We start from the raw sequence: 25609 nt of genomic DNA on the forward strand, positions 1-25609 counted from the left end.
GATCGACGATCCGTCCCCCGCCATCGCCGGTGCGGGTCAGGCACCGGCGATGGTTCATCTTCTACCGATGAACCGCCATCTTCATAAGACAAGCCGATCACCTCAGATCGGACTCGCGAAGCGATCCGAACAGTTACGTGAATCGGCTCTACCTCGTTAATGTAGACCGGAGGTGAACAACGCGCAAAGGACAGCCCCCACCTTGTGCACTCTCGTGATCCTGAAGCGTCCCGGCACCGACTGGCCCTTGCTGCTGGCCAGCAACCGCGACGAAATGGCCGAACGCCCCTGGTTGCCCCCTGGCCGACACTGGGAAGACCGCCCCGAAGTCGTCGCGGGCCAGGACTTGCTTTCGGGCGGCTCCTGGATGGGCGTGAACGACCACGGCCTCGTGGCCTGCATGCTCAACCGCTACGGCAGCCTGGGGCCGGCGCCGGGCAAGCGCAGCCGCGGAGAACTGGTGCTGGAAGCCCTGGATCACGCCGACGCCCGCGATGCGGCAGAGGCACTGTCGGACATCGAGCCCAGCGCCTACCGCAGCTTCAATGCCGTGTTGGCCGACAACCGGGATGCCTACTGGGTCCGCCATCTGGGCGAGGAGAGTGAGGTGGTGGTTCAACCGCTGCCACCGGGGCTGTCCATGATCACCGCCCATGACCGCAACGACACCCGCGGCAGCCCGCGCCAGCGCCTCTACCTGGAACGCTGGCGCACAGCCGCGACTCCCGAGCCCGAGCGGGACGACTGGCAGGCCTGGGAAGCCCTGCTGGCCAGTCGCGAAACGCTGCCCGGCGAAGGCCCGGCCAGCGCCATGACCGTCAGCCTGCCCAACGGCTTCGGCACACTCTGCAGCAGCCTGATCGCCCTGCCCGCCGACACGAACCGGACACCGATCTGGCGCTTCGCGCCACACTCTCCGGACCGGACGGCATACGAGCAGATTGATCTGGGACTCGAGAAGTCGGGCTGAAAGGAATCAGGGACCGAGGCAGTTGCGGGCGCGGACGATGCCTTCGCACTCGATCATGTCGTAGCCGTGCACGAACACACCATCCTCGTTCAAAGTGATGATGCTGTAGTTGAGTGGCGCTGAGGTCCAGAAGGGCGTCGGATCATCGAAGCCGGGGATGAACTGATGATTCGAGCCGCGGCCGGCACTGAAGGGAATCCCGTCGCTGGTGACACCCGACAGCGGCACATGGATGTGCCCGAATATGATGTGGCTGACACCGCCCGGATGGGCGCGTAGCAGCGTCATCACCGACTCGCCGTCATGGAAACCGATGTGCTTGAAGTGCCGCATGCCGTGGGGCACCGGCGGATGATGCAGAAAGACCACCACCGGCACATCCGGTCGCTCCTGAAGGCGCGCGTGCAGCCAGCGCAGCCGGTCGGCACAGTAGATGCCGCCGATCACCCCCGGCGCCTGGCTGTCGAGAAAGAGCAGGCGCAAGGAGGGGGTCTCCAGATCCAGCACCGACTGGACAAATCCATTGTCGTCGACGGGAGACTCGGGGAAGGCCTCCAGAAAGGTGTCGCGCCGGTCGTGGTTGCCGAGCAGGAGCCGGCAGGGCATCGGCAGGGGTGAGAGCACCTCTCGCAGCTGCCGATAGGCGTCCAGGTTGCCGTCGTTCGCAATGTCGCCGGTTATCACCAGCAGGTCGGCGTCGGCTTGATGCTCGCAGATGTGCGCCACCAACTGGCGCACGCGCTCGCAAGGGTCCATGCCATAAAGCCGCGCGCCGGGCTCGACCAGGTGGGTATCCGTAAGCTGTATGATCTTCATGACCTGTCCTTCGACGGGAAAGGAGAGACCCGGCCGGGTCTCTCCTCCGCAGGCGTTCAGCGCATCAGCGCTTCGGTTTCGCCGACGATCTGCTCCAGCCCCTCCTCCACGGTCAGGTCACCGCGCATGACCGAGGCGATCAGATCGCGCTGGGTGCGCCAGATCCGGACGGACTCGCCGCCGGGATAGCCGACCCACGGCCAGGAGCGATCGATCTGGCTCGGGGCGGTCGCAAAGTTCGGGTTGGCCTCGTAGAAGGGCGCCAGATAGTCCTCGCCCAGGGCGCGCCGGTTGGTTGGCAGGTAGCCCGCGGTCTGCACCACAATGGACTGTGCTTCGGGACCCGTGACGAAGGTCACGAACTTCCAGGCCGCCTCCTGCTTCTCCGGCGCATCGCTCAGGACGATGACGGCATTGCCGCCGGTGGGAACGCCGCCCTCCTCGGGATTGTCGAGCGGGAAAACCGCTGTGCGCAGATCGAAACGCTCGCCGACGAGGCCGCTGACCCGCGCGAGCTGCGCCGGCGTCGCAAAATAGATGCCCGTGAGGCCTGCGCCGAACTGCTGCATGGACTGGTCGCGATCGATCAGTTCCATGCCGCCTTCCGCTACCAGCCGACGGCTGATCGATAGCGCGTTCAGGCCCAGTTCATTGTTGAAGCCAACGGAGGCTTCATCGTCCGAGATCAATGCGCCGCCTTGCTGGTAGATCAAAGCCTGCCAAAGCCAGTCGTCCGGCCAGGCATGAATGTCATAGGCGATGCCGCTGATATCGGAGCCCAGTTCATTGATGTCGGCGGCCAGTTCGACCAGGTCATCCCACCTGGACGGCATGTTCTCCGGATCGCCGCCGGCCTGGCGCACCAGGTCGGCGTTGAAATAGATGATCGGTGAAGAGGCGTTGAAGGGGATGCCGTACTGAACGTCATCTACCCGCCCGAGCGCCAGCAACTTCGGATCGAAGTTGGCGTTGATGAACTCCTCGCCCTCTTCCTCCAGCAGCGGCCCCAGTTCAGTGATCTGACCGCGCTCCGCGAGCCGGCCGGTCAGTTCACTGAGCAAGTGGAAACCGGAATAGTAGACGTCGGGAAGCTGATTGGTCACCGCGTTGCGGAGCATCTGCTGATGCCCCTCATCGTAGTTGGCGCAAGGGGCCAGGAAATTGATCCCGATCTCCGGATGCTGCTCCATGAAGGCTTCGGCAATCGGCTCATGGAAACGGGAGAAGCTGGGATTGCAGTAGAGCACGTCCAAGGTGACGTCCTGCGCGGACGCCGATGTCGCAAACACGCCCGCGCCAAGTGTGGCGCAAAGCAAACAGGTTCGAAGGTGTCGCATTCTTGATCTCCACTATGGATTGATCGATTGAGAGAAGAGAGGAAGGAGCAGGCCGCGGCTGTTATTTGACGCCGGTCATTGTGATGCCCTGGATGAACTGGCGCCTGGCGAAGAGGAAGGCGACCACAAGGGGGGCTGTGAGCACGGTTGCCCCGGCCATGAGTGCGCCGTTGTTGGAGCCGGCCTCGGCATTCGTGAAAAAGAGCATTCCGAGCGGAGGCGGTGCGAGCTTGGTGTCCGAGACCACGATCATCGGCCAGTAGAGATCGTTCCAGTGGGCAACGAGCGAGAAGACGGCAAACGCCGAGATGGCGGGCAACGCCGAGGGCGCGACCAGCCGCCAGCAGATCTCCAGCTCCGTGAAGCCGTCCAACCGGGCCGCCTGAATGATCTCGTCGGGATAGCTCTTGAAGGTCTGACGGAACAGAAAGATTGCGAAGACCGACAGGAAGAAGGGCAGCATCATCGCAAAGTAGGTGTTGAGAAGATTGAACTCCGCCAGTCCCATGAAGAGCGGCAGGGCCAGCACCTGCATCGGGACACAAAGCGCGCCAACCACCAGCGCAAAGAGCATTCGCCGCCCGGCGAAGGGGAGCTTGGCCAGGGCATAGGCAGCGGGTACGGCCACAAGCAGCTGCACCACGAGAATGCCGAGGCAGACGATCACCCCGTTCAGCATGAAGCGCAGCAGCGGCACCATGCTGAAGGCCTCGCCGTAGTTCTCCCACCCGTAGAATTCACGCGGGATCGGCCAGAAGCTGACGCTGAATATCTCGGAAGGGGAGCGGATCGATGTCAGCACCATCCAGAAGAAGGGCAGCAAGATGAAGGCTGCACCGATCAGCAGGACAAGATGCGACACCAGCGGCGTGAGGCCTGCAAGAGGAGACGGAAACTTGCGCATCAGTAGTGGACCCGGCGATCGAGGTGGAAGGTCTGCCAGACCGACAGCAGCAGCACGAAGGTCATGAAGACGAGCGTCAGTGCAGCGGCGTAGCCCATCTCGAAGTACTGAAAGCCTTCGAGGTAGATGGCATAGAGCAGCACTTCCGTGCCCCGCTGCCCCTTGGTCAGCACCGCCACGGTCTCGAAGACCTTGAAGGCGGTGATCGAGGTGGTGACGGTCACGAACATCGTCGTCGGGCCGAGCTGCGGCCAGGTGACGGTGAGAAAGCGGTCCAGTGGCGCGGAAGCACCATCCACCCGCGCCGCATCGTAGAGCTCGCGCGGGATGGCAGAGAGGCCGGCCAGGAACAGGATGACGTTGAAGCCCACGACCTGCCAGACACCGATCGCCGCCAAAGTCGGGACGATCAGCGCGGGATCGGACAGAAAGTGGGTCTCCGGCAGCCCCAGTGTCTGCAGCAGCTTGTTCACCGGGCCCAGTCGGGGGTGCAGGATGAACTGCCAGACCGTCGCCATGGCCACGAGCGTCGCCGTGACGGGCAGAAAGTAGATTATCTCGTAGAGCGAGCGGGTGCGCCGACGCTGGTGGATCAGGATTGCGATCACCAGCGCCAGCCCCACGCCGAAGGGAATGACGATGGCGACGTAAAGCAGCGTGTTGCTGAAGGCGCGCTGGAACACGGGATCGCTGAAAGCGCGCTCAAAGTTTTCCAGCCCGACAAAGCCCGTGACCACTGCGCCCAACTGATAATCGGTCACGCTGAGCGCCAGGAGCATCGCGAGCGGCACCAGGTAGATCAGCATCAGCAACAGCGCGGCCGGACTGACGAAGGCCCAACCTTTCAAGCCATCGGCGTAACGCCGCCTTCGCCCGCGACGGCGAGAGATGTCCGTGGGTAGGCTGATGGCGCTCATGCCGACTGCAGCCTCACCGGGGCATCGAACAGGCTGACATCCATGCGCCGTTCATCCGACCCGAACAGATGAGCATCAGCCGCAGAGAACCCAATGGTCAGAGCCTGCCCCTGGGCCAGCGGCTGTCCCTTCAGGGCTGCGCCAGCGACCCGGATCCGGACCAGCTGGTCGCGTCCCTGCAGTTCCGCGAACAGGATGTATTCGCTGCCATGGTGCTCGATGCGCCTCAGGGTGGCTCCAAAGGCCACATCCTCGGGTCTGGCGGAAAGCCGGATGCTCTCCGGTCGCACGGCAAGGGTTGCCTGTTGCCGGGTCTCCGACGTCGCCATTCCCGAAACGGGTCGGCCGAGACAGCTGACGGTCCCGGCACTGTCGATCTCGGCCGGAAAGCAGTTGATTGAAGGGGTGCCGATGAACTGCGCCACACGCAGATTTACCGGCGCGCTGTAGAGTTCGCTCGGCGTACCGAACTGCAGGATGGTTCCGCGCTCCATCAGGGCGATGCGGTCCGACATGGTCATCGCTTCGACCTGATCGTGGGTGACATAGACGAAGGTCGCACCGACGCGCCGATGCAGGTCGGTCAACTCGCCGCGCATATGAACCCGCAGCTTGGCATCCAGATTGGACAGAGGCTCATCCATGAGAAACAGCGACGGCTGACGGACCATGGCGCGCGCCAGAGCGACACGCTGGCGCTGGCCGCCGGAAAGCTGGGCAGGCTTGCGCCCCAAAAGGGGCCGAATCTCGAGCTGGTCCGCGACCTCTTCAACCGCCCGGTCGATCGCGCTGCGCACCTGCCTGCGTCCCGGCACCAGCGCGCCGAGCAGCGGAAGCCGGGCCAGAAAGTGGAGCCGTGACATGATCAGGGGGGTGGCGATGTTGGCTGCCACGGTCATGTGCGGGTAGAGCGCGTAGCTCTGAAACACCATGGCGATCCGCCGCGCCTTCGGTTCCAGATGCGTCACCTCGCGGCCGTCGATGGCCACCCGGCCGCCGTCTGCCTGCTCGAGCCCCGCGATGATCCGCAGCAAGGTGGACTTGCCGCATCCCGACGATCCCACGAGGGAAACGAACTCCCCGCGCCGGATCGAGAGGTCGATCCCCTGGAGGACAGGGGTTTCCGGCTCGAAGCTTTTGTCGAGACCGCGCAGTTCCAATCCCAGCGTCATGATCTGCTCCGCAGCTGCCGTGGTGCGGGCACACCATCGCTGCGACGTGCGACAAAGGGATCACGCTTTGGCGATCCTTCATTGAAGGATCGATTACAGAACGACGACAGTGACTTCCTTGGGAGCAGGCGATGGGGGGGATGGCGTCGTGCGCTGGAGGGCCTATATCCTTATGGTAAGGCTACGGCCAGAAAGGGTGGGGCGACGCCCCAGCCGCTCCCGCTTGGTTCCACTCGGTCTCGGCGGGGATGCCGCCACCCCTTTTGACCGTATACACATCGCGACCCCAAATAACGCGGAATTGCGATAGGTCCGCCGGCAGAAGGGGAGCATTGTTCATGGAACGCTTCAGTTGATTTTCGATTTCTTTATACGACAAGGGTGAACGCGCAGAAGTACCGGAATTTTACGCCCGTCATACCGCAGCGAGGGACTTGGGTCATGCTGGATGTCTTTTCCGACTACACGGAGAACTACCGGACCCGCAAGCAGTCCGAGATGAGCCTGATGGAGTATCTCGAACTCTGTGCCGAGGACTCCATGGCTTATGCTTCGGCGGCCGAGCGTATGGTGGCCGCCATCGGCGAGCCCGAGGTGCTCGACACATCGAAAGACCCGCGCCTCAGCCGTATTTTCATGAACCGGACGATGAAAATCTATCCGGCCTTCCATGATTTCTATGGCATGGAAGAAACCATCGAGCGCCTGGTGGGCTATTTCCGCTACGCGGCTCAGGGGCTGGAAGAGCGCAAGCAGATCCTCTACCTGCTCGGCCCCGTGGGCGGCGGTAAGTCGTCGCTGGCCGAGCGGCTGAAGAGCCTGATGGAGGTCTATCCCATCTATGTGCTCAAGGCCGGGGACGAGATCAGCCCGATCTACGAAAGCCCGCTGGGCCTCTTCGACCCCGAGCGCATGGGTCCCAAGCTGGAAGAGCGCTTCGGCATCCCCCAGCGCAAGCTGACCGGTCTGATCTCCCCCTGGGCAGTGAAGCGCCTCGACGGGTTCGACGGCGACCTCGCCCGCTTCACCGTCGCCAAGGTCTACCCCTCGAAACTGCGCCAGATCGGCGTGGCCAAGACCGAGCCGGGCGACGAGAACAACCAGGACGTCTCCAACCTCGTCGGCAAGGTCGACATCCGCAAGCTGGAGTACTTCAGCCAGAGCGACCCCGACGCCTACAGCTATGCCGGCGGCCTCAACTGCACCACCCAGGGGCTGCTGGAGTTCGTCGAGATGTTCAAGGCACCGATCAAGGTGCTGCACCCCCTGCTCACCGCCACCCAGGAAGGCAACTACGTGGGCACCGAGAACATCGGCGCCATTCCCTACCAGGGCATCATTCTGGCCCACTCCAACGAGTCCGAGTGGCAGAGCTTCCGCAACAACCGCAACAACGAGGCCTTCCTGGACCGCGTCTCGGTCATCAAGGTGCCCTACTGCCTGCGGGTGAGCGAGGAGGAGAAGATCTACGACAAGCTCATCCGAAACAGCGAACTGGCCGAGGCGGACTGCGCGCCGGGCACGCTGCAGATGCTGGCGCGCTTCAGCGTGCTCACCCGTCTGAAGGAGCACGAGAACTCCGACCTCTTCTCCAAGCTGCGGGTCTACGACGGCGAAAGCCTGAAGGACAGCGACCCCAAAGCCAAGTCGATCCAGGAGTATCGCGACGCCGCCGGGGTCAACGAGGGCATGGAGGGGCTGTCCACCCGCTTTGCCTTCAAGGTGCTCTCGCGCACCTACAACTATGATCCAACGGAGGTGGCGGCCGACCCGGTGCATCTCATGTACATGCTGGAACAGGCTGTGCGCCTGGAGCAGTTCCCCGAGGAGACGGAACGGCGCTATCTGGAGATGATCAAGGGCGAGCTGGCACCGCGCTACGCGGAGTATGTCGGCAACGAGATCCAGAAGGCCTACCTGGAATCCTATCACGACTACGGGCAGAACCTGTTCGACCGTTATCTCGACTATGCCGATGCCTGGGTCGAGGACCACGACTTCAAGGACCCGGACACCGGCCAGATGATGGACCGCGAGCTGCTGAACCAGGAGCTCAGCAAGATCGAGAAGCCGGCGGGCATCGCCAACCCCAAGGATTTCCGCAACGAGGTGGTCAAGTTCGCCCTGCGCTCGCGCGCACAAAACGCCGGGCGCAACCCCTCCTGGACCTCCTACGAGAAAATCCGCGAGGTGATCGAGCGGCGCATGTTCAGCCAGGTGGAGGACCTGCTGCCAGTGATCAGCTTCGAGAGCAAGAAGGAGTCCGAAACCCAGCGCAAGCACAGCGAGTTCGTCGAGCGCATGGTGGCCCGTGGCTATACCCAGCGTCAGGTCCGACGGCTGGTGGAGTGGTACATGCGAGTGAAGCAGGCCGGCTAGGCCGGGGGAGCAGGCAGTGCGGATCATCGATCGGCGACGCAACCCGCAAGGCAAGAGCCTGGCCAACCGGCAACGCCTCATGCGCCGGGCCAAGCGCCAGGTCGCCGAGGCGGTGCGCCAGGCGAGTTCTGACCGCAGCATCCGCGACATGCCCGGCGAGGAGAAGATCGTCATCCCGGCCGACAGCCTGCATGAACCCCGGCTGCGTCACGATCCACGCACGGGCCGGCAGGACGGTGTGCTGCCAGGCAACAAGCACTTCCGCCAGGGCGATCGCGTGCGCCGCCCGCCCGAAGGCGGCGGCAGTGGCGGCCGCGAGGGCAGCCCCGACGGCGAGGGCGAGGACGCCTTCACTTTCGTGCTGTCGCGCGAGGAGTTCCTGGACATCTTCCTGGAAGACCTGGAACTGCCCGACCTGATGAAGAAGAGCGTCACCCGCTCGGAACAGGTCTCGTTCCAGCGCGCCGGCTTCACCGCCAGCGGCGCGCCGACGAACATCAACCTGCTGCGCACCATGCGCAACAGCCTGTCCCGGCGCATCGCCCTGCGGCGACCGGGCCGGGCGGAGATGGCCGAACTGGAGCGCGAGATCGAAGCCCGCGAGGCGCGAATGGCCGACAGGTCCGAGGCCGAGAACGACCCGGAGCTGGTCGCGCTGCGGGCGCGGCTGGAACGGCTGCGCCGGCGTACGCGCGAGATTCCCTTTCTCGATCCGCTCGACCTGCGCTTCAACCGCTTCGAGGCCGTGCCGAAGCCGGTCACCCAGGCGGTGATGTTCTGCCTGATGGACGTCTCCGGCTCCATGTCGGAAGACATGAAGGACCTGGCGAAGCGCTTTTTCACCCTGCTCTACCTCTTCATCCAGCGGCGCTACCGGCACGTGGAGATCGTTTTCATCCGCCACACCCACCGGGCCGAGGAGGTGGACGAGGAGACCTTCTTCTACAGCCGGGAAACCGGCGGCACGCTGGTCTCCACCGCGCTGGAGGAAATGCGCCGCGTGATCGAGGCGCGCTATTCGCCTGCGGACTGGAACATCTACGCCGCCCAGGCCTCCGACGGCGACAACATGACAGCCGACGGCCCGCAGGTGGCGGCGCTGCTGGAAAACGACATCCTGCCCATCACCCAGTATTACGCCTACATCGAGGTGGCCGGCGGGGTCGGGGAGTTGCTGCGCACCCGCTCCAACCTCTGGCAGACCTACGCGCCCTTCAGCGAGTCCCACGCCAACTTCGCCGCCCGGCGCGTGGCCAAGCGCAGCGACATCTATCCTGTGTTCCGCGAGCTCTTCACTCCGGAAACCGAGCGCGCGTGAGGGAGGAGCCGATCCGATGACCACCCTGTTCAGCGGCGGCGACTGGTCCTACGACAGCCTGGAGCGCAGCTATCAGGCCATTGAGGCCATCGCACTGGGCGAACTCGGGCTGGAGATCTACCCGAACCAGATCGAGGTGATCACGGCCGAACAGATGCTCGATGCCTACGCCTCCATCGGCCTGCCGCTGATGTACAATCACTGGTCCTTCGGCAAACAGTTCGCGCATAACGAACTGCTCTACCGCAAGGGCGCGCGCGGGCTGGCCTACGAGATCGTGATCAACGCCAACCCCTGCGTCAGCTACATCATGGAAGACAATTCCATGGCCATGCAGGCGCTGGTCATGGCGCACGCCGCCTTCGGCCACAATCACTTCTTCCGCAACAACCACCTCTTCCGGCAGTGGACGGACGCGGACGCCATTCTGGACTATCTCGCCTTCGCCAAGGGCTACATCGCCCACTGCGAGGAGCGCTACGGGGCACAGGCGGTGGAACGGCTGCTCGATGCGGCCCATGCCCTGATGGACCAGGGGGTCAACCGCTACCAGCGCAAGCGCCGCACCGGCCCGCAGTGGAGCGAGGCGCGCGAGCGCGAACGCCGGGCCTATGCCGAGGCCAGCTACGACGACCTCTGGACCCGCACCCGCCCGCACGCGCCGGAACCGCCGCCGGCCCGTCCGGACGCGCCGGCGCCGAATGAAGCGCTCGACCTGCCCGAGGAGAACCTGCTCTACTTCCTGGAAAAGCACGCCCCGCGCCTGGCGCCCTGGCAACGCGAGATCCTGCGCATCGTGCGCCAACTGGCGCAGTACTTCTATCCACAGAAGCAGACCAAGGTGATGAACGAGGGCTGCGCCACCTACGTGCACTACCGGGTGATGAACCGGCTGCACGAGCAGGGGCTGCTCTCCGACGGCGGTTATCTCGAGTTCCTGCACGCCCACACGGCGGTGATCTTCCAGCCGGACTTCGACGATCCGCGCTTCGGCGGCGCCAATCCCTATACGCTTGGCTTCGAGATGATGCGCGACATCGAGCGCATCTGCCTGGAACCCGGCGAAGAAGACCGGGCCTGGTTCCCCGACATCGCCGGCTGCGGCACCCCGATGGAGGTTCTCCGCGACGCCTGGGTGGAGTATCGCGACGAAAGTTTCCTGCTGCAGTTCCTCAGCCCGACCCTGATCCGCAAACTGCGACTGTTTGAGCTGACCGGGGAGGAGGACGAGCCGGACTACCTGGTGGCCGCCATTCACAACGAGCAGGGCTATCAGAAGATCCGCCGCGCGCTGGCCCGCCAGTACGACGTGTCGCTGCACGAGCCGGACATCCAGGTGGTCGGCGCCGATCTGCAGGGTGATCGCACGCTGCTACTGCAGCATCAGGTCTACGATGGCCGGCGGCTGGACGAAGCGGACGCCACGCTGGTCCTGCACCACATCGCCCGCCTCTGGGGCTATCCTGTGGTTCTGCTGGAGGTCGATGCAGCAAGCGGCGCCACTTGGCGCCGCCTGCATTGCCATCAACCGGATATTTGAGTGGCCGAATAGCTGAGTCGCTGGCGGGGGAGGCCGGAGCCTCCCCCGAACTGTCAGACCAGGTCTCGCGCTTCCTTGCGAGCCTCACGCAGGTCCCTGAGGAAGGCCCGGCAGATCACGAACAGCACCGCTGCAGAGATCACGGGCCAGACCAGGATGTAGAGCATCAAAATCAATTCCATCGTGATCTCTCCTTACTCGGCGGCCTGGGGTGAGTCGGGCTTCTGGAAGCGCTGCACCCGCTGCGGGATGAGGGCGAAGTCGAACTCCTCCTTGCTCATCAGGCTCAGCGCGACACAGATGATCGTGCTGGCTCCATAGGCCGTGAGCGAGGCCAGCAGCACGGTGTAGTCGCCCAGGAAGCCGGCAAAGTACCAGCCCAGCACCAGGGTCATGATCGCCCCGACCGCCATTCCGACAGTCCGCCCGAAGAAGGCGAAGGTCATCAGGCCGAGCACCACACCGCCACCGACCGCAGCGATCAGTTCGAAGAAGAGGCCGATCACCCCGTCCATTGGCAGAAGCTCGAAGCGCGCGATGGTGAAGAGCGCCAGCCCGCCGAGCACCGCGGCCGTGAAGGCGGTGTTGGTGACACGCCCCCAGTAGCAGCTCGAGATCACCGGGAAGACGATGGCACCCCAGAGCGCACCGACGAAGACCAGCATCACCAGGATGTCCAGCGAGAAGCTGGCCAGGATCAGGCCGATCATCGTTGCCACGATCATGGTGACCCGGCCCAGCAGAAGCATCTTGCGCGGGTCGGGACGCCCGCGTGCGATGTTCTTGCCGTAGACGTCGGTCATCATGATGGCCGACAGGGCCGAGAGATCGGAGTCCGCGGTGGAGGACAGCGACCCGATCACCAGGATGAAGAAGAGCGCGATCAGGACAGGCGGCAGGTAACCCGAGGCCATCTGCGGGATGATGTTGTTCAGGTCACCATCCGCCGGCACCACGCCCATCAACAGCGCCATCAGGCCCAGCATGCCGAGACCGATCACGACCGCGCCGTAGCCGATTGTCGCCGTGATGAAGGTGGGCTTGATCAGGTCCTGGCGCACGGCGAAGAGCCGCTGTGCGATGGTCTGATTGCCGATGGCATAGGCCAGCACCGCGACGAAGAAGGGCGCGCCCTGCTCCAGGATGGCCGTGCGGGAGAAGAAGTCGGCCTGCTCCGCCGTCAGCCGTTGCATGCCCTCGACGAGAACGCCGGAGCCGCCGACACTGAACAGGATCCAGGGAATGATGACGATCGCGACTGCCATCATGCAGACCAGCTGCGCGAAGTCGGTCAGGATCGAGGCGCGGAAGCCGGACCAGAGGGTGTAGGACAGGACGCCGAAGCCCGCGATCAGCACGCCGTGCGTGAAGGACAGCGGCGACAGCACCGCGACCAGGGCGCCGGCGGCCGTGAAGTTCACCATCAGGCTGATGGCACTGCCTAGCAGATTGGAAAACGCGAGGATCAGCTGGCTGGAGGAGCCGTGGCGGGCGTGAATCAACTCGCCCAGTGTGTGTGCGTTCGGCGCGAGTTGCCGGAAGCGCAGTCCGAAGGGGAAGATGAAGAGGATCATCAGCGCGCCCCACAGACCGTAGTGGATGGCGCCCGACAAGCCGTAGGTGTAGCCGGAACTGGCCGCGGCATAGAAGGAGGCCGCCCAGATCCAGGTCGCCGTCATGCTGGCGGCGGCGATGCCGAAACCGACCCGGCCGCTGGAGATCATGTAGCCGTCGACGTTCTCCTTCTTGTGCCGTACCAGAAGCGACAAGAGAAAGGTACCCCCGTAGAAACCGGCGAGCAGCAAAAGCATGCTCGTGGTTGAGAACTCGAAATACGGAATTTCCATTCCTTTAAAACTTCCCCTACTGTTTACTTGTTATATTTAAGCGTAATTGCCCTTGACCCTCTCCTTGGTTGGATCAAAGTGCGGGGCGCGCACCACGGTGGCCGGGATCCGCTTCTGGAGCCCGTCGAGCTGCCCAACCTCGACCTGTGTTCCCTCTTCGGCATGGGTCGCGTCCATACGGCAGAGCGCGATCACCTTGCCCAGGATCCGCGAGCGCACGGCCGAGGTGATCTCTCCCACCTGGGCCCGGCCGATGCGCACACAGTCGCCGCTGGACGGCACCTGGTGGCCGACCAGATCCAGGCCGACAAGCTTGCGGGTCGGATGCGCCTTGCGCTCCTCCAGCACCTTGCGCCCGATGAAGTCGTCCTCCTTGGACTTGAGCGGAACCGTGAATCCGATGCCCGCCTCGAAGGGGTTGGTCTGGTCGGAGAACTCGAAGCCCGCGAAGACCAGTCCCGCCTCGATCCGCACCATGTCCAGCGCCGCAAGGCCGAACGGCGTCAGGCCATGCGGCTGCCCGGCCGCCCAGACGGCGTCGAAGACGCGGCGGGCGTCCTTGGGATGGCAGAAGACCTCGAAGCCCAGCTCACCGGTGTAGCCGGTGCGCGACACCACCACGGCCGGGCCGTGGAAATCGCCAATGCGCCCCACGGTGAAGCGGAAGACACCCAGTTCTTCCACTGTGGGCCGGTTCTGCGGCGTCCAGATCACCTCGCGCAGGATGTCGCGGCTGAGTGGCCCCTGGACCGCGATGTTGTGCAATTGATCGGTGGAAGAGCGCACCCAGACGTCCATACCGTGCTTTTCCGCCTGCTCGCGCAGCCACAGCCCGGAGGTGCCGCAGCCGCCGACCCAGCGGAAGTTGTCGTCGCCGAGACGGAAGACCGTGCCGTCGTCCACCATGCCGCCGTGCTCGTAGCACATGGCGGTATAGACCACCTGGCCGACGCTCAACTTCTTCATGTTGCGGGTGACGCAGAGCTGCATCAGCGCTTCGGCGTCCGGACCGGTGACCTCGAACTTGCGCAGCGGGCTCAGGTCCATGATTGCCGCCTTTTCGCGGCAGGCCCAGTACTCCGCGATCGTACCGTGATCGTTGAATTGGTTGGGCAGCCAGTAGCCGTTGTACTCGACGAAATCGCGCGTGTGCTCGGCGAAGCAGTCGTGGAAGGCCGTCTTCTTGGTGGGCTCCACCTGGGCGTCTGCAGTCATGCGAAAACCTATGGATCGTGAGAAATCTTCCTGCTGGTCGTAGACCCGCACCTGGACATCCGTGGGGTTCCAGCCATTGGCGGGATCCACGTCGCAGGGACAGGCGGTGGAAACGCACAGCAGATCGGTCAGGGCGCGGACCAGCACGTAGTCGCCGGGCCGCGACCAGGGATCGTCCATGCCGATGGCGTTGGCGTCGTCCAGCAGGGTGTTGAAGAAGAAGTTGATCGCCGGCCAGCCGCCGCGCGGGGGCAGGCCGTAGCGCTCGAACTCCCGATTGATGTTGTCAGAGCAGTTGACGTGACCCGGATAGCCCAGGTCCTCGTAGTAGCGCGCGGTGCAGGCCAGGCCGAAGGTGTCGTGCCGGCCGCAGGTATCCTGCACGATCTCCACCAGCGGCTGCATGTCGACGGAGAAATACTTCGCGAAGAGGCCCGGCCTGGGATAGAGCGAGCCGGTCAGGCTGCGCGTCGTGGTCGGGTCGATGTCGGCGATGCGCCCCTTCTCCACCGCCCGCAGATCCAGCGCCTGGAAATCGGAGCACTCCCGACCCTGCACGTCCACCACCTGGATGTACTGCCCCTTCTTCACCTCATAGGTCCGGGCCTGGCCCGGCTGGATGTTGAGGTCGGTGAGGGGGTCCGCCAGGGGATCGGGCGGTGCCTGCCCCCCTTTGCGCTGAACGGGGCGCGCGCGCTTCACATAGGCGACCAGATCGGTGGGCGGGTTCTGCGCGTCCACGGCCATGGGGCCGCCGGGTGCGGCGACGATAAGCAGGCCCGGCCCCTCGGCCGTGAGGCTGGCACTGTCGCCGGCCCGCGATCCGGGGCCGAAAAGCCGGATGCAGGTGGCATTCCCCAGGTCGAAACCGGACTTCTCCAACGCGGCACGCACCCGCCGCGCCGAAGGCTCCGCGGAGTCCAGGATCCCGAGCAAACCCTCCGGCGCATGCGACGTCTGCACGCCCAACAGGCCGGGATTGTTGCGGCCCTGCGGGTCGAAGAAGACAAGTTCGCAGGATTGCAGGCCTTCACGGTTCACGACCGTGATTTCGTCGCCCGCTTCGATCGCCAGTGTGCGTGACCCGCCTCCGGGAACAGGGTGGCGTTCCGTGCCCGGTGGAAGCAGCGGCAACCCAGGTACCAGGACGCCGCCACGAACCTGAGGCGTTTCGAACTGCTGCAATACGCCCATTTTGCGTCCTCCTTCGCAATTCCGACCATTAGTCGGTTGACAGGAGAGGGGCGTAAAGCAGCATTGTCTGAGGCTCAGCCTCAGGAAAACTTATGCGAAGACGCCAAAATAGATTGCCCCCGCTCGATTATCTGATTGCCTTTGAAGCGGCGGCCAGATTGGGCGGCTTCACCGCCGCCGCTGCACGGCTCAACCTGAGCCAGGCCGCGGTCAGTCGACAGATCAAGCTGCTTGAAGAGCATCTGGGCGCCCGCCTGTTCCATCGGCGCTACCGCTCGGTGGTCCTGACGCGTGAAGGCCAGGCTTTCCTGCAGCATGTGAGCCTGGCGCTGGATCAGGTGGAACAGGGCCTCCAGGGCCTGCGCGAAGCGGTGGAACGGCCCCAGGTCACACTGGCCGCCACCCAGTCGGTCTCAACCCTCTGGCTCATGCCGCGCCTGCGGCGCCTGCGCCAGGATCATCCGAACCTCGACATCCACCTGGTCTCGACGGACATCGACGCCGAAGCCCTGGCCGGGGAGCATGACCTCGTCATCCTGCGCGGCGAAGGGGCGTGGCCGGATTTCGAGGCCGAGCTGCTGTTGAGCGAAGAGGTCTTTCCGGTCTGCGCGCCGGACTATGCGACGGATCTCGGACTGCACGACCTCGAGGCTTTACGCCGCTGTACGCTCATCACCGTGGCCAGTCACCACAGCGAATGGATGGACTGGAGCCGCTGGTTGAAGAGCCAGGGCATGGCCGACAACGGCGAGATGCCCAGCCTGAGCTTCAACACCTACTCCCTGTCCATCCAGGCCGCCGTCGACCGGATGGGCGTCGCGCTCGGCTGGCGCTATCTGGTGGACTGCCATCTGGCGGAGGGCTCGCTCATCAAGCCACTGGCAGAGAGCGTCCGCACCCGCTCCGGCTACTTCCTGCTGCAGCGTCGCGGCGACGTCCCGAGCGGTGCCGCCCAGGTGGTGCGGGACTGGCTGTTCGCCGAGGCCCGCGCCGCCGACACCGCCCAGGCCCAGCACGAGTTTCCCTGCCTAGACCGGCTCGCATTAATTCTGAACCACGAGGTTTCAGATTAAATCCGTGAATCCGGTCTACATCAAAGAGATAGAGCCGATTTACGGCTCTGGAAACGGAACCGCATTCACCCTGAATCAATGGGCTTCAGGGTGAATGCGTGAATCAGATCCGGCTTCTCGCAGGCCGGATCAGGCTCCGGCCGCCTGCCGCTTCTTGTGCAGCGAGATGACCTCGGCGTCACCGGACGTGGACGGATTCCTCTGGAGGTAGGCTTCGAGGGAATCGTCGAGCGCATCCTTCCACGGCGTATGGTGGGCCGGCGAAACCTTGCCGGTCATCACCGAGCGGTAGGACTTGTTGCGGAAGCCCATGATGTCTTCCTTCTTATGCTTCTTCCAGGCGTAGAAGGCGTCACAGGCCCCGTCGACATCGAAGCTCGGGTAGTCGGTCTCGGCGATCAGTTCCTTGATGTAGTCGCCCTGGTACTTGATCGCATGGCTGGCGTCCCCGCCGCCGGCGTCTTCGAGCGCGACCCGTTCCTCGACGTCCTTTTCCAGCACGCTCCTGTCCTGGGGGATCTCGATCTTGCCCAGAATGGCGTCACGAACCCACCAGGCCTGAGCATCGAACATGTTGAAGGTGAACCACTGATCCTGCATGCCGAGGTAGAACATCTTGGTGTTCTTGACGAAGACTACGCCCTTGTAGAGATCGGCCGCCGCAAGGCGGTTCGCGGTTTTCAGCCTTAGGTCATCCGGCAGGAAGTTGAAAAAGTGCTGGTAGCCGGTGCAGAGGATGATCGCGTCCACCTGGCGCGAGGAGCCGTCCTTGAAGTAGGCTGTGTTGCCGTCAACGCGCACCAGCGCAGGCACCTCTTCCCAGTTGTCGGGCCAGTCGAACCCCATGGGCGCGTTGCGGTAGGCCACAGTGATCGACTGGGCGCCGTACTTCCAGCACTGCGATCCGATGTCCTCGGCGGAATAGGAGGAGCCCAGAATCAGCAGGTCCTTGTCCCGAAACTCCCGGGCGTCCCGGAAATCATGGGCGTGGAGGATCCGGCCGTTGAAGCTCTCGAAGCCGTCGTAATAGGGCACATTGGGCGTGGAGAAATGCCCCGACGCGCAGATGACGTGGTCGAAGGTCTCCTCGTAGGTGGAATCCTTGATCTGGTCATGGGCCGTGATCGTGAAGGTGCCGTCGCTCTCATTGTAGCGCACGAAACGCACCGGGGTGTTGAAGCGGATCCAGTCCCGGATTCCTGCCTTGAGCACACGCCCCTCGATGTAGTCGAAGAGCACCGCGCGCGGCGGATAGGAGGCGATTTCCTGCCCGAAATGCTCGTCGAAGGTATAGTCGGCGAACTCCAGGCCCTCCTTGGGTCCGTTGGACCAGAGATAGCGATACATGGAGGTGTGGACCGGCTCTCCCCGTTCATCCAGGCCCGTGCGCCAGGTGTAGTTCCAGAGACCGCCCCAATTGCTCTGCTTCTCGAAGCAGACGATTTCGGGAATCTCCTCGCCCGTTTCTCGGGCGGACTGAAAGGCACGCATTTGCGCCAGCCCCGAGGGGCCGGCACCGATGATCGCTACGCGTTTGGACTTCATACTGTCTCCTCCGTGGCCCGGACCACTTTCATCCTGTGGTCTCCTGTTCCGGCAATGTGGTGCAGAGCGTGGCCAGAATGGTGCAAGAGACTGGACCAATCGGTCAACAGGAAATCGCCCAATCGTATGGAAACGGATGATTCGAACCACGGCAGGTGCTAAGGGAAGCTATGGCTCCCTCCAGCTTCGCCCATCAGCTTGCGGTCTCCAGCACCTTGCCCCGCCTGTCGGTAGGGATGAACGAGCCCATCACGCTTGGCTTTCTCGCGCCGCAGAGTGGTTCTCTCGAATCATGGGGCCTGCCGGGGCTTTACGGCTGCGAGATCTGGGTGGACTGGCTGAACCGCAATGGCGGCTTGATGATTGGCGGGCGCCGCTATCCCGTTGAAATCAGGCATTACGACTGCGGCACGGACGCCGAGGCGGCGATGGCCGGCGCGCAGGAACTGGTTGAGCGCCACGGCATCAAGCTGCTGATGATGCTGGGCGGCGACGCGCTGACGCCGCTGCGCGACTACCTCAACCGGCGCAGGATTCTCACCGCAACGCTGCTGCCGAGCGACCTTTCACCCGAGAGCCCCTATCTGATCGCGCCCAGCGAGCTTCATCCGATCTTCAATGTCACCGGCGTCGAGTGGCTGCGAAAGAGCCGGCCGGAGCTCAGCAGCGTCGCGCTCTGCAGCCAGATGGACGGCCTCGGCCTGCCTTCTCTGGCCAGCTATCGCGCGGCGTTCCGGGCAGCCGGCCTGCCCATCGTGAAGGAGATCCGCTACGCCCCCGACAGCAGAGACGTGGCGGGTGTGGTACAGCCCATGCTGGATACGGACCCGGACATCCTGTGCTGGTGCACCAGCCACACCCCCATGGTGCACGCGATGACCGAGTATGCCCATGCGCAGGGCTTCAAGGGGCAGATCATCAGCTGCACGCTGGACCACTACGACCGCCTGATCGAGCGGACATCGCCTGCCTTCATGGAGGGCGTCATCTTCCAGTTTCCGGATTTCGACGACCCCAAGCTGCGCGGCAAGACCTTCTTCTTCCATCAGCCGGGCGCGTTCTTCGAGGAATACAACCGCCGCTTTGCCGGCGCCTGGAGCGCCGTGAGCTGGGAGTACGCGGCCATTCTGGACATCTGGCATGGCGCAGTCGAGAAAGCCAACAGCCTCAGCTCCGCCTCCGTGCTGGCGGCCATGAAGCAGCTTGGGCACGTCACCCATGCCTTCGGGCCTGCCCGCTGGTGGGGCCGCGAACTCTTCGGCATCGACAACGCGCTGGTCGGTGACTGGCCCGTCGTGACGATCCAGCAGGGACGTGCCCGGATCGTGGAGTTCCGGTCCATCTCCACCTGGCTGTCACGCCACGGCGCACTCCTCAAAGAGGAAATGCAGGATCTGGGCCAGCTCTGGGAGCAGCGCATGCTGGCGGAGAGCCGCGCACCCGCCGGCGTACCCTAAAGCTCCTGCAGCAGCAGCTTCTGCTCCTCGATCAGGTGCAGCTTGATCAGTTCCACCGCCCGCTCGACATCGCGCGCGGAGATCGCGTTGGACAGGCTGTGGTAGCGCTGCTTGTACTCCTGAATCCGCCTGGGCGTCAGGTAGCGGCGCAGCAGCGTGGTGCGAAAGCTCAAGCGACAGGACTCGATCGCCAGTTCATAGCAGGAGGCCAGCAGGCGATTGCGCGTGCCGGCGGCTATCTTGCGATAGAGCCGCTCCTCGAACTCGACAAAGGCGTCCACGTCGCTGCGCACCGCCTCGAACTCTGTCATCAACTGCGCCAGGTCGCCGACCTCCCGCGGCGTCATGTTGATGACCGCGAGCCGCACCATCTCCGGTTCCAGAATGCCCCGGACCACCAGATGGTCCAGCGGGCTGGTCTCGAGCGCGAAGGAATGGCTGGCCGGCTCGGGCGTCGAGGCTTCCGCCCGGTAGGTCACGAAGCTTCCGCTGCTTCGTCGCCGCCTGATGACATTGCACTCTTCCAGGACATCCAGCGCCTCGCGCACCGTATTGCGCGCCACGCCCAGCTCCACCGCCAGCGCCCGCTCCGAGGGGAGGCGCGATTCGTAGGGGTACTCGCCGTTCTTGATCTGCGCGAAGAGCGTATCCAGCACCACCTGCACCGTCGCCCCGACCGAGTGGGTCGCAATGATCTGTGAAATCACCTGTGGGCTGCGGTCTTCCATCTGCGGCACTCTTCCCTGACTCGTGGCTCGATGCCTTACAGCATAGATCATTTTGGTCTGGACCAAAAACCCCAAACTGGTCCAAACCCGTGCGCCCACAGCAAAGCGCCCCGCATCGCTGGGCGCGCGCTGGCAGACTCAGAGCACGCCGAGGTCGCGTGCCGTGGCGTCGATGCAGTACTTGAGGCGGCCCACCATCTCGTCAATCTCGGCCGGGGTGATGACCAGCGGCGGGGAGAGCACCATGGCGTCGCGCACGGCACGGATGACCACGCGGTTGGCGAAGCAGTGGTCGCGGCAGATGCCGCCGACCCGGCCCAGCTTTTCCCAGTGGGTGCGGCTGGCCTTGTCCTTCACGAGTTCCACCGCGGCAATCAGGCCGGTGCCGCGCACTTCCCCCACCAGCGGGTGATCGTCAAAGGCGGCGTGCAGGGCCTGCTGCAGCTGCGGGCCGGTCTCATTGCGGGTGCGCTCCACCAGCCCTTCCTTCTCGATGATGTCGAGATTGGCCAGCGCCACGGCACAAGCTGCCGGATGGCCGGAATAGGTGTAGCCGTGGGCGAACTCGCCGCCTTCGCGCAGCAGAACCTCGACGATGCGATCGCTGACTCCCACGGCAGAGAGCGGCAGATAGCCCGAGGTGATGCCCTTGGCCATGGTCATCAGGTCCGGCTCGATGTCGAAGAGCTCGGAGGCAAACCAGTAGCCGGTGCGCCCGAAGCCGCAGATCACCTCGTCGACGACCAGAAGAACGTCGTACTGGCGGCAGATGCGCTGCACCTCCTCCCAGTAGCCCGGCGGCGGCACGATCACCCCGCCCGCGCCCATGATGGGCTCGCCGATGAAGGCGGCGACCTTCTCCGGCCCGATCTCGAGGATCTTCTCCTCGATGGCCCGCGCCGCCTTGAGCCCGAACTCCTCCGGCGAGAGGTCGCCGCCGAAATCGTACCAGTAGGGCGGCACCACGTGATGGAAACCGGGCAGCGGCAGGCCGAAGCCCTCCTGCATCGGTGTCATGCCGCCCAGCGAGGCCGAGGCCATGGTGGAGCCGTGGTAGGCGTAGGTGCGGCTGATGAAGTGCTGCTTCTCCGGCTGGCCTTCCAGCTTCCAGAAATGCCGCGCCAGGCGCACCACGGTGTCGTTCGATTCCGAGCCCGAGGAGCCGTAGAAGACCCGGTTCAGCTTCTCGGGCATCAGCGTCGCAAGGCGCTCGGACAGTTCCACCGGCGGCGGCGTCGCCGTCTTGAAGAAGGTGTTGTAGTAGGGCAGCTCCAGCATCTGCCGGTAGGCCGCTTCGGCCAGTTCCTTGCGGCCATAGCCGACGTTGACGCACCAGAGACCCGCCATGCCGTCCAGGAAGGCCTCGCCCTCGGAATCAAAGAGCTGGATGCCCTCGGCGCGGGTGATGATGCGGCTGCCGGCCTCCGCCCCCTTCAGGTCGCGATAGTCGGTGAAGGGGCTGAGGTGATGGCGGCGGTCGAGGTCGCGCCAGCGCGCGGTGGTGTTGCGGACGGGGGTGTCGGTCATGGATTGGGTCCTTCGCAGCAGAGTAGAAAAGCGCCGATAGGTCACCGGCGCCCGAAAGCGGGCGGCGAAGGCCGTCTAGGGGTTATACCCGATGCGCGCGCAGAGGATCAGCAGCTCGGCCTGGCGGCTGCGAGCGGAGCGATAGCGGCGGCGATCCTGGAGCCGCGTTGCGTGGATCTGTCGCATCGTTGCATCCGGTAACGGGGATAATCCCTGTCTATAGCAGCCGGGCAGCAAAGTCCCAAGCATCACCCGGCACGCCCGGGCCCCGGCCGGTCCGCCGGGGCCCGGGCAGCATCACTCAGCCACGGCCGACGAAGGGCATCTTGGTGGCCATCACGGTCATGGTCAGGACGTTGGCATCGAGCGGCAGGCTGGCCATGTAGACCACGGCCTTGGCCACGTGCTCCGGATCCATGCGTGCCTCCGGCTTCTTGCTGCCGTCGGGCTGCAGCACACCTTCGGTCATGCGCTCGGTCATCGGCGTGGCGGCATTGCCGATGTCGACCTGGCCCACGGCGATGTCGAAGTCGCGGCCATCCAGGGCGCAGGACTTGGTCAGGCCGGTGATGGCGTGCTTGGTCGCGGTATAGGGCGCGGAGTGCGGCCGCGGTGTGTGGGCCGAGATCGAGCCGTTGTTGATGATCCGCCCACCGCGCGGCTCCTGCTGCTTCATCAGGCGGAAGGCCTGGCGGCTGCAGAGGAAGGCGCCGGTGAGGTTGGCGTCCACCACCTTCATCCACTCCTCGACCGGCAATTCCTCCATCGGCACGGCCGGCGCGCCGGTGCCGGCGTTGTTGAACAGCAGATCGAGGCGGCCGAACTCCTTTTCGATCCGCTTGAAGAGATCCTCGACCGCCACCGGATCGCTCACATCGGCCGGCAGCACCAGGGTGCGTGCCTCCGGATCCGCCGCGGCGATCTCCGCCTCCACCTCTTCCAGAGGCTCGGGCCGGCGGCCGGTCAGCACAACCGTGTAGTGCTCACGGGCGAGCGCCATGCAGGCTGCCCGCCCGACTCCGGTGCCGGCACCGGTCACCAGCGCAATCTTCGCGGTAATCTCCATCGGAAACTCCTCCCACCTTTTCTGTTTCGCAAGCTGTCTGCTCTTCTTCTAGCTGCCGGGACGCTCAGGGAAAAGCACCCGCTGCTGGAGCCCAGGGCGGCCAGTCTGTTACTGTGGCAGCCATGAGCGGCAAAAGCCTCCTGATCGTCGGCCACATCCCCTCCGACAACACCAAGCGGCTGCGCGATGCGCTGGTCGAGGGCGGCTCGCAGCCGGAGATCGAGGGGGTGACACTCACGGTGCGCACGCCCTTCGAGGCCGGACCCGAGGACGTCCTGGCGGCCGATGCGGTTCTGCTCTTCACCACCGAGAACCTCGGCTACATGAGCGGGGCGCTGAAGGATTTCTTCGACCGCAGCTACTATCCCTGCCTGGAAAAGACCGACGGACTGCCCTACGCCCTCTGCGTGCGCGCCGGGCACGACGGCACCGGCACCTGTCGCGCCGTCGAGAGCATCACCACGGGCCTGCGCTGGCGCGCCGTGCAGGAGCCGCTGGTTTGTCGCGGGTCCTTCCAGCAAGACTTCGTCGAGCAGTGCCGCGACCTGGGACTTCTGATGGCCGCGGGCCTGGAAGCCGGCATTTTCTAGCCAACGCAAAACGCAAAGGATGCAGAGCATGGCCGATCCCTTTCAGGCGCCGGCGGAAAGCAGCGCAGTGTTGGACCTCTCCCCGCCCGCCAGCGGCAGTCGCTATCACGACCCGGCTGAGGCAACCTGGCAGGCCACCGATGCGCCTGGCTTCTGGCTGAAGCCCCTGCTGAACGATCCGCAAAGCGGCCTGTCGACCGCGTTGATGAAGATCGATCCCGGGGCCTTTGCCGATTGGCACGCGCACCGGGAACAGGAGCAGATCCTGGTGCTGGAGGGCAGCTTCCACGACCAGGATCAGGAGGTTTCCGCCGGCGGCTACGTCGTGCGCGCGCCCGGCGCCTCGCACACGGCCGGCAGCCGGGAGGGCGCGGTCGTGCTGCTGCTCTTCACCGCTTCAGAAGGGGCAGCAGCAGGGGCGGCAGAAGAGACGGCCTGAGGCACCCGGAAAAGGCTGCGCAGCGGGCGCCATCGCCCGTTCCCCCGCCCCCCTTCCCTGTGCCATGCTGACGCTCTCCTCCGGCAGCGGTGACGAATCATGAGCGACGGCTTTCATCTCAGCGACGCTGAACTGGCGCAGACCATCGACTGGCTGCGCTCGCGCAAGGTGGACGAGGTGGAATGCCTCCTGCCCGACGCCAACGGCATGATGCGGGGCAAGATCGTCCCGCGCGAAGACTTCATCCGGGCGCTGGACAGTCAGGGCCTGCGCGTACCGGAATCGATCCTGGTGCAGTCGGTGACCGGCCACACGGTCGACGACACCCTGGTGGCGGCCGAGATCGATTCCGACATTCGCGCCGTGCCCGATGTCGCGACCCTGCGTCTCGTGCCCTGGTACGAGGAGCCGACGGCCCAGGTGATCTGCGACGCCTGGACCACAGATGGCCGGCGGGTCGACTATGCACCGCGCTCGGTGCTGCGCCACGTGCTGGAGTGCTACGCCGAGCGCGGGCTGACGCCGGTGGTCGCCCCTGAGCTGGAATTCTACCTGGTCGAAAAGAACAACGACCCGGACCTGCCGCTCATCTCCCCACCCGGCATTTCCGGCCGCCGCGAGTCCGGCCGCCAGGCCTATGGCATCGAGGCGGCCAACGAGTTCGACCCCGTGGTGGAGGACATCTACGACTACTGCGAGGTTCAGCAGATCGAGATCGGCACCATGGCCCACGAGTCCGGCCCGGTGCAGCTGGAGATGAACTTCAAGCATGGGGACGCCCTGGCGCTCGCCGACCAGGTTTTCCTCTTCAAGCGCACGGTCCGCCAGGCCGCTCTCCGCCACAAGATGTTCGCCACCTTTATGGCCCAGCCGCACGAGAACGAGCCGGGTTCGGCCATGCACGTGCATCAATCGGTGCTGGAGACCGCCACGGGGCGCAACATCTTCACCGAGCAGGACGGCAGCAACGCCCCGGCCTTGCTCCACTACATCTCCGGGCTGCAGCGCTACGTACCGGCCGCGATGCCGCTGTTCTGTCCCAACGTCAACTCCTTCCGGCGCATCCGGCTCGAGTCCGATGCTCCGATCAACGTGCACTGGGGCCGGGACAATCGGACCTGCGGCCTGCGCGTGCCGGATTCACCGCCCGAGGCACGCCGGGTAGAGAACCGGGTGGTGGGGGCTGACGCCAACCCCTATCTGGCCATCGCCGGCACGCTGGCCTGCGGCCTGCTCGGCCTGGAGGAGGAGTTGCAGCCGGAGCCGATGGTGACCATCGACGCCCACACCCTGCCCTTCACCCTGCCGCTGCACCACCACCAGGCCCTGGAACTGCTGAAGGGCTGCGCGCCGCTGAGCCATGTGCTGGGCCAGCGCTTCGTCGATGCCTTCATCGAGGTGAAGACCCTGGAGTGGCGCCTCTACAACAAGGTGATCTCCTCCTGGGAGCGGGAGTATCTACTCCTCAACGTGTAGGCTAGTGTCCCGACTCAGAAGTTTGACGGCCTCAAGCTCGACTCAATCGTAGCGGATTCTGTCTGACTCTTCTGCCTTTGGAGGGTCTGAGATGAGGGG

The 25609-nt window shown here is 64.6% G+C and carries 21 protein-coding genes; 9 read left to right on the plus strand and 12 right to left on the minus strand.

The window, feature by feature from the left end:
- Positions 1 to 202 precede the first annotated feature (202 nt).
- On the plus strand, positions 203 to 970 hold the full coding sequence (locus ABZ720_RS17180; RefSeq protein WP_366556759.1) for an NRDE family protein: 768 nt from the start codon (positions 203 to 205) through the stop codon (positions 968 to 970).
- Between the two features lie 6 nt (positions 971 to 976).
- Here the strand turns inward: ABZ720_RS17180 and ABZ720_RS17185 are convergent, their stop codons facing one another.
- The 5 genes from ABZ720_RS17185 to ABZ720_RS17205 form a co-directional block, all read right to left on the minus strand.
- Positions 977 to 1786: a phosphodiesterase gene (locus ABZ720_RS17185; protein ID WP_366556760.1), complete on the minus strand. Its 810-nt coding sequence runs from the start codon at positions 1784 to 1786 to the stop codon at positions 977 to 979.
- A gap of 56 nt (positions 1787 to 1842) precedes the next feature.
- Complete coding sequence (locus ABZ720_RS17190; RefSeq protein ID WP_366556761.1) at positions 1843 to 3123, minus strand: ABC transporter substrate-binding protein; 1281 nt, start codon at positions 3121 to 3123, stop codon at positions 1843 to 1845.
- 61 nt (positions 3124 to 3184) lie between these two features.
- Positions 3185 to 4027, minus strand: a complete 843-nt coding sequence (locus tag ABZ720_RS17195; RefSeq protein WP_366556762.1) for a carbohydrate ABC transporter permease — start codon at positions 4025 to 4027, stop codon at positions 3185 to 3187.
- Complete coding sequence (locus ABZ720_RS17200; protein ID WP_366556763.1) at positions 4027 to 4944, minus strand: carbohydrate ABC transporter permease; 918 nt, start codon at positions 4942 to 4944, stop codon at positions 4027 to 4029. The genes ABZ720_RS17195 and ABZ720_RS17200 overlap by 1 nt, the downstream gene beginning before the upstream one ends.
- Positions 4941 to 6116 carry an ABC transporter ATP-binding protein gene (locus ABZ720_RS17205; RefSeq protein ID WP_366556764.1) on the minus strand — a complete coding sequence of 392 codons (1176 nt, stop codon included), beginning with the start codon at positions 6114 to 6116 and terminating at the stop codon, positions 4941 to 4943. The genes ABZ720_RS17200 and ABZ720_RS17205 overlap by 4 nt, the downstream gene beginning before the upstream one ends.
- A 441-nt stretch (positions 6117 to 6557) precedes the next feature.
- On the opposite strand from ABZ720_RS17205, the gene ABZ720_RS17210 reads away from it, so the two are divergent.
- The 3 genes from ABZ720_RS17210 to ABZ720_RS17220 are packed head-to-tail and all read left to right on the plus strand — an operon-like array spanning position 6558 to position 11353.
- Positions 6558 to 8495: a PrkA family serine protein kinase gene (locus ABZ720_RS17210; RefSeq protein WP_366556765.1), complete on the plus strand. Its 1938-nt coding sequence runs from the start codon at positions 6558 to 6560 to the stop codon at positions 8493 to 8495.
- 16 nt (positions 8496 to 8511) lie between these two features.
- On the plus strand, positions 8512 to 9813 hold the full coding sequence (locus ABZ720_RS17215; protein WP_366556766.1) for a YeaH/YhbH family protein: 1302 nt from the start codon (positions 8512 to 8514) through the stop codon (positions 9811 to 9813).
- 16 nt (positions 9814 to 9829) lie between these two features.
- The gene (locus ABZ720_RS17220) at positions 9830 to 11353 is read left to right on the plus strand and encodes a SpoVR family protein (RefSeq protein ID WP_366556767.1); all 1524 of its coding nucleotides are present in this window, start codon (positions 9830 to 9832) and stop codon (positions 11351 to 11353) included.
- Positions 11354 to 11406: 53 nt separating this feature from the next.
- Here the strand turns inward: ABZ720_RS17220 and ABZ720_RS17225 are convergent, their stop codons facing one another.
- Genes ABZ720_RS17225 through ABZ720_RS17235 form a run of 3 tightly spaced genes read right to left on the minus strand, consistent with a single transcriptional unit; the run spans position 11407 to position 15609 of the window.
- Entirely contained in the window at positions 11407 to 11535 is a 129-nt protein-coding gene (locus tag ABZ720_RS17225) for a putative transporter small subunit (protein ID WP_366556768.1), read from the minus strand.
- Positions 11536 to 11547: 12 nt separating this feature from the next.
- On the minus strand, positions 11548 to 13200 hold the full coding sequence (locus ABZ720_RS17230; protein WP_366556769.1) for a sodium:solute symporter family transporter: 1653 nt from the start codon (positions 13198 to 13200) through the stop codon (positions 11548 to 11550).
- A 36-nt stretch (positions 13201 to 13236) separates the two neighbouring features.
- Positions 13237 to 15609 (minus strand): trimethylamine N-oxide demethylase, encoded by a 2373-nt coding sequence (locus ABZ720_RS17235; protein WP_366556770.1) that lies wholly within the window; start codon positions 15607 to 15609, stop codon positions 13237 to 13239.
- Between the two features lie 92 nt (positions 15610 to 15701).
- On the opposite strand from ABZ720_RS17235, the gene ABZ720_RS17240 reads away from it, so the two are divergent.
- Complete coding sequence (locus tag ABZ720_RS17240; protein ID WP_366556771.1) at positions 15702 to 16682, plus strand: LysR substrate-binding domain-containing protein; 981 nt, start codon at positions 15702 to 15704, stop codon at positions 16680 to 16682.
- Positions 16683 to 16811: 129 nt separating this feature from the next.
- On the opposite strand, the gene ABZ720_RS17245 is transcribed toward ABZ720_RS17240, so the two are convergent.
- Positions 16812 to 18227 (minus strand): trimethylamine monooxygenase, encoded by a 1416-nt coding sequence (locus ABZ720_RS17245; protein WP_366556772.1) that lies wholly within the window; start codon positions 18225 to 18227, stop codon positions 16812 to 16814.
- A gap of 170 nt (positions 18228 to 18397) precedes the next feature.
- Here ABZ720_RS17245 and ABZ720_RS17250 point away from each other — a divergent pair, with 170 nt between their 5' ends.
- Positions 18398 to 19684, plus strand: a complete 1287-nt coding sequence (locus ABZ720_RS17250; RefSeq protein ID WP_366556773.1) for an ABC transporter substrate-binding protein — start codon at positions 18398 to 18400, stop codon at positions 19682 to 19684.
- Here ABZ720_RS17250 and ABZ720_RS17255 read toward each other — a convergent pair.
- From ABZ720_RS17255 to ABZ720_RS17265, 3 genes are all read right to left on the minus strand, one after another.
- On the minus strand, positions 19681 to 20412 hold the full coding sequence (locus ABZ720_RS17255) for a FadR/GntR family transcriptional regulator (RefSeq protein ID WP_366556774.1): 732 nt from the start codon (positions 20410 to 20412) through the stop codon (positions 19681 to 19683). The two genes, ABZ720_RS17250 and ABZ720_RS17255, sit on opposite strands and share 4 nt — an antisense overlap.
- Before the next feature lie 138 nt (positions 20413 to 20550).
- Positions 20551 to 21939, minus strand: a complete 1389-nt coding sequence (locus tag ABZ720_RS17260) for an aspartate aminotransferase family protein (RefSeq protein WP_366556775.1) — start codon at positions 21937 to 21939, stop codon at positions 20551 to 20553.
- A 301-nt stretch (positions 21940 to 22240) separates the two neighbouring features.
- The gene (locus ABZ720_RS17265) at positions 22241 to 23005 is read right to left on the minus strand and encodes an SDR family oxidoreductase (protein ID WP_438264118.1); all 765 of its coding nucleotides are present in this window, start codon (positions 23003 to 23005) and stop codon (positions 22241 to 22243) included.
- A 122-nt stretch (positions 23006 to 23127) separates the two neighbouring features.
- Between ABZ720_RS17265 and ABZ720_RS17270 the strand changes: the two genes are divergently transcribed.
- The 3 genes from ABZ720_RS17270 to ABZ720_RS17280 all read left to right on the plus strand — a co-directional run bounded on the left by ABZ720_RS17270 (position 23128) and on the right by ABZ720_RS17280 (position 25510).
- Positions 23128 to 23595 carry a flavodoxin family protein gene (locus ABZ720_RS17270; protein ID WP_366556776.1) on the plus strand — a complete coding sequence of 156 codons (468 nt, stop codon included), beginning with the start codon at positions 23128 to 23130 and terminating at the stop codon, positions 23593 to 23595.
- Between the two features lie 28 nt (positions 23596 to 23623).
- Positions 23624 to 24034, plus strand: a complete 411-nt coding sequence (locus ABZ720_RS17275) for a cupin domain-containing protein (RefSeq protein ID WP_366556777.1) — start codon at positions 23624 to 23626, stop codon at positions 24032 to 24034.
- A 99-nt stretch (positions 24035 to 24133) separates the two neighbouring features.
- Complete coding sequence (locus ABZ720_RS17280) at positions 24134 to 25510, plus strand: glutamine synthetase family protein (protein ID WP_366556778.1); 1377 nt, start codon at positions 24134 to 24136, stop codon at positions 25508 to 25510.
- The last annotated feature ends 99 nt before the right edge of the window (positions 25511 to 25609 follow it).

Source organism: Aquibaculum sediminis, assembly GCF_040712085.1.
Taxonomy (GTDB): Bacteria; Pseudomonadota; Alphaproteobacteria; order Kiloniellales; family DSM-21159; genus Aquibaculum; species Aquibaculum sediminis.

Bases quoted from the DNA above. Each gene is read 5' to 3' on its own strand.
- ABZ720_RS17190 (WP_366556761.1), bottom strand. From the start codon at position 3,123: ATGCGACACCTTCGAACCTGTTTGCTTTGCGCCACACTTGGCGCGGGC.
- ABZ720_RS17275 (WP_366556777.1), top strand. From the start codon at position 23,624: ATGGCCGATCCCTTTCAGGCGCCGGCGGAAAGCAGCGCAGTGTTGGAC.
- ABZ720_RS17220 (WP_366556767.1), top strand. From the start codon at position 9,830: ATGACCACCCTGTTCAGCGGCGGCGACTGGTCCTACGACAGCCTGGAG.
- ABZ720_RS17195 (WP_366556762.1), bottom strand. From the start codon at position 4,027: ATGCGCAAGTTTCCGTCTCCTCTTGCAGGCCTCACGCCGCTGGTGTCG.
- ABZ720_RS17280 (WP_366556778.1), top strand. From the start codon at position 24,134: ATGAGCGACGGCTTTCATCTCAGCGACGCTGAACTGGCGCAGACCATC.
- ABZ720_RS17205 (WP_366556764.1), bottom strand. From the start codon at position 6,116: ATGACGCTGGGATTGGAACTGCGCGGTCTCGACAAAAGCTTCGAGCCG.
- ABZ720_RS17270 (WP_366556776.1), top strand. From the start codon at position 23,128: ATGAGCGGCAAAAGCCTCCTGATCGTCGGCCACATCCCCTCCGACAAC.
- ABZ720_RS17235 (WP_366556770.1), bottom strand. From the start codon at position 15,609: ATGGGCGTATTGCAGCAGTTCGAAACGCCTCAGGTTCGTGGCGGCGTC.
- ABZ720_RS17255 (WP_366556774.1), bottom strand. From the start codon at position 20,412: ATGGAAGACCGCAGCCCACAGGTGATTTCACAGATCATTGCGACCCAC.
- ABZ720_RS17260 (WP_366556775.1), bottom strand. From the start codon at position 21,939: ATGACCGACACCCCCGTCCGCAACACCACCGCGCGCTGGCGCGACCTC.
- ABZ720_RS17185 (WP_366556760.1), bottom strand. From the start codon at position 1,786: ATGAAGATCATACAGCTTACGGATACCCACCTGGTCGAGCCCGGCGCG.
- ABZ720_RS17200 (WP_366556763.1), bottom strand. From the start codon at position 4,944: ATGAGCGCCATCAGCCTACCCACGGACATCTCTCGCCGTCGCGGGCGA.
- ABZ720_RS17245 (WP_366556772.1), bottom strand. From the start codon at position 18,227: ATGAAGTCCAAACGCGTAGCGATCATCGGTGCCGGCCCCTCGGGGCTG.
- ABZ720_RS17265 (WP_438264118.1), bottom strand. From the start codon at position 23,005: ATGGAGATTACCGCGAAGATTGCGCTGGTGACCGGTGCCGGCACCGGA.
- ABZ720_RS17250 (WP_366556773.1), top strand. From the start codon at position 18,398: ATGGCTCCCTCCAGCTTCGCCCATCAGCTTGCGGTCTCCAGCACCTTG.
- ABZ720_RS17230 (WP_366556769.1), bottom strand. From the start codon at position 13,200: ATGGAAATTCCGTATTTCGAGTTCTCAACCACGAGCATGCTTTTGCTG.
- ABZ720_RS17210 (WP_366556765.1), top strand. From the start codon at position 6,558: ATGCTGGATGTCTTTTCCGACTACACGGAGAACTACCGGACCCGCAAG.
- ABZ720_RS17240 (WP_366556771.1), top strand. From the start codon at position 15,702: ATGCGAAGACGCCAAAATAGATTGCCCCCGCTCGATTATCTGATTGCC.
- ABZ720_RS17225 (WP_366556768.1), bottom strand. From the start codon at position 11,535: ATGGAATTGATTTTGATGCTCTACATCCTGGTCTGGCCCGTGATCTCT.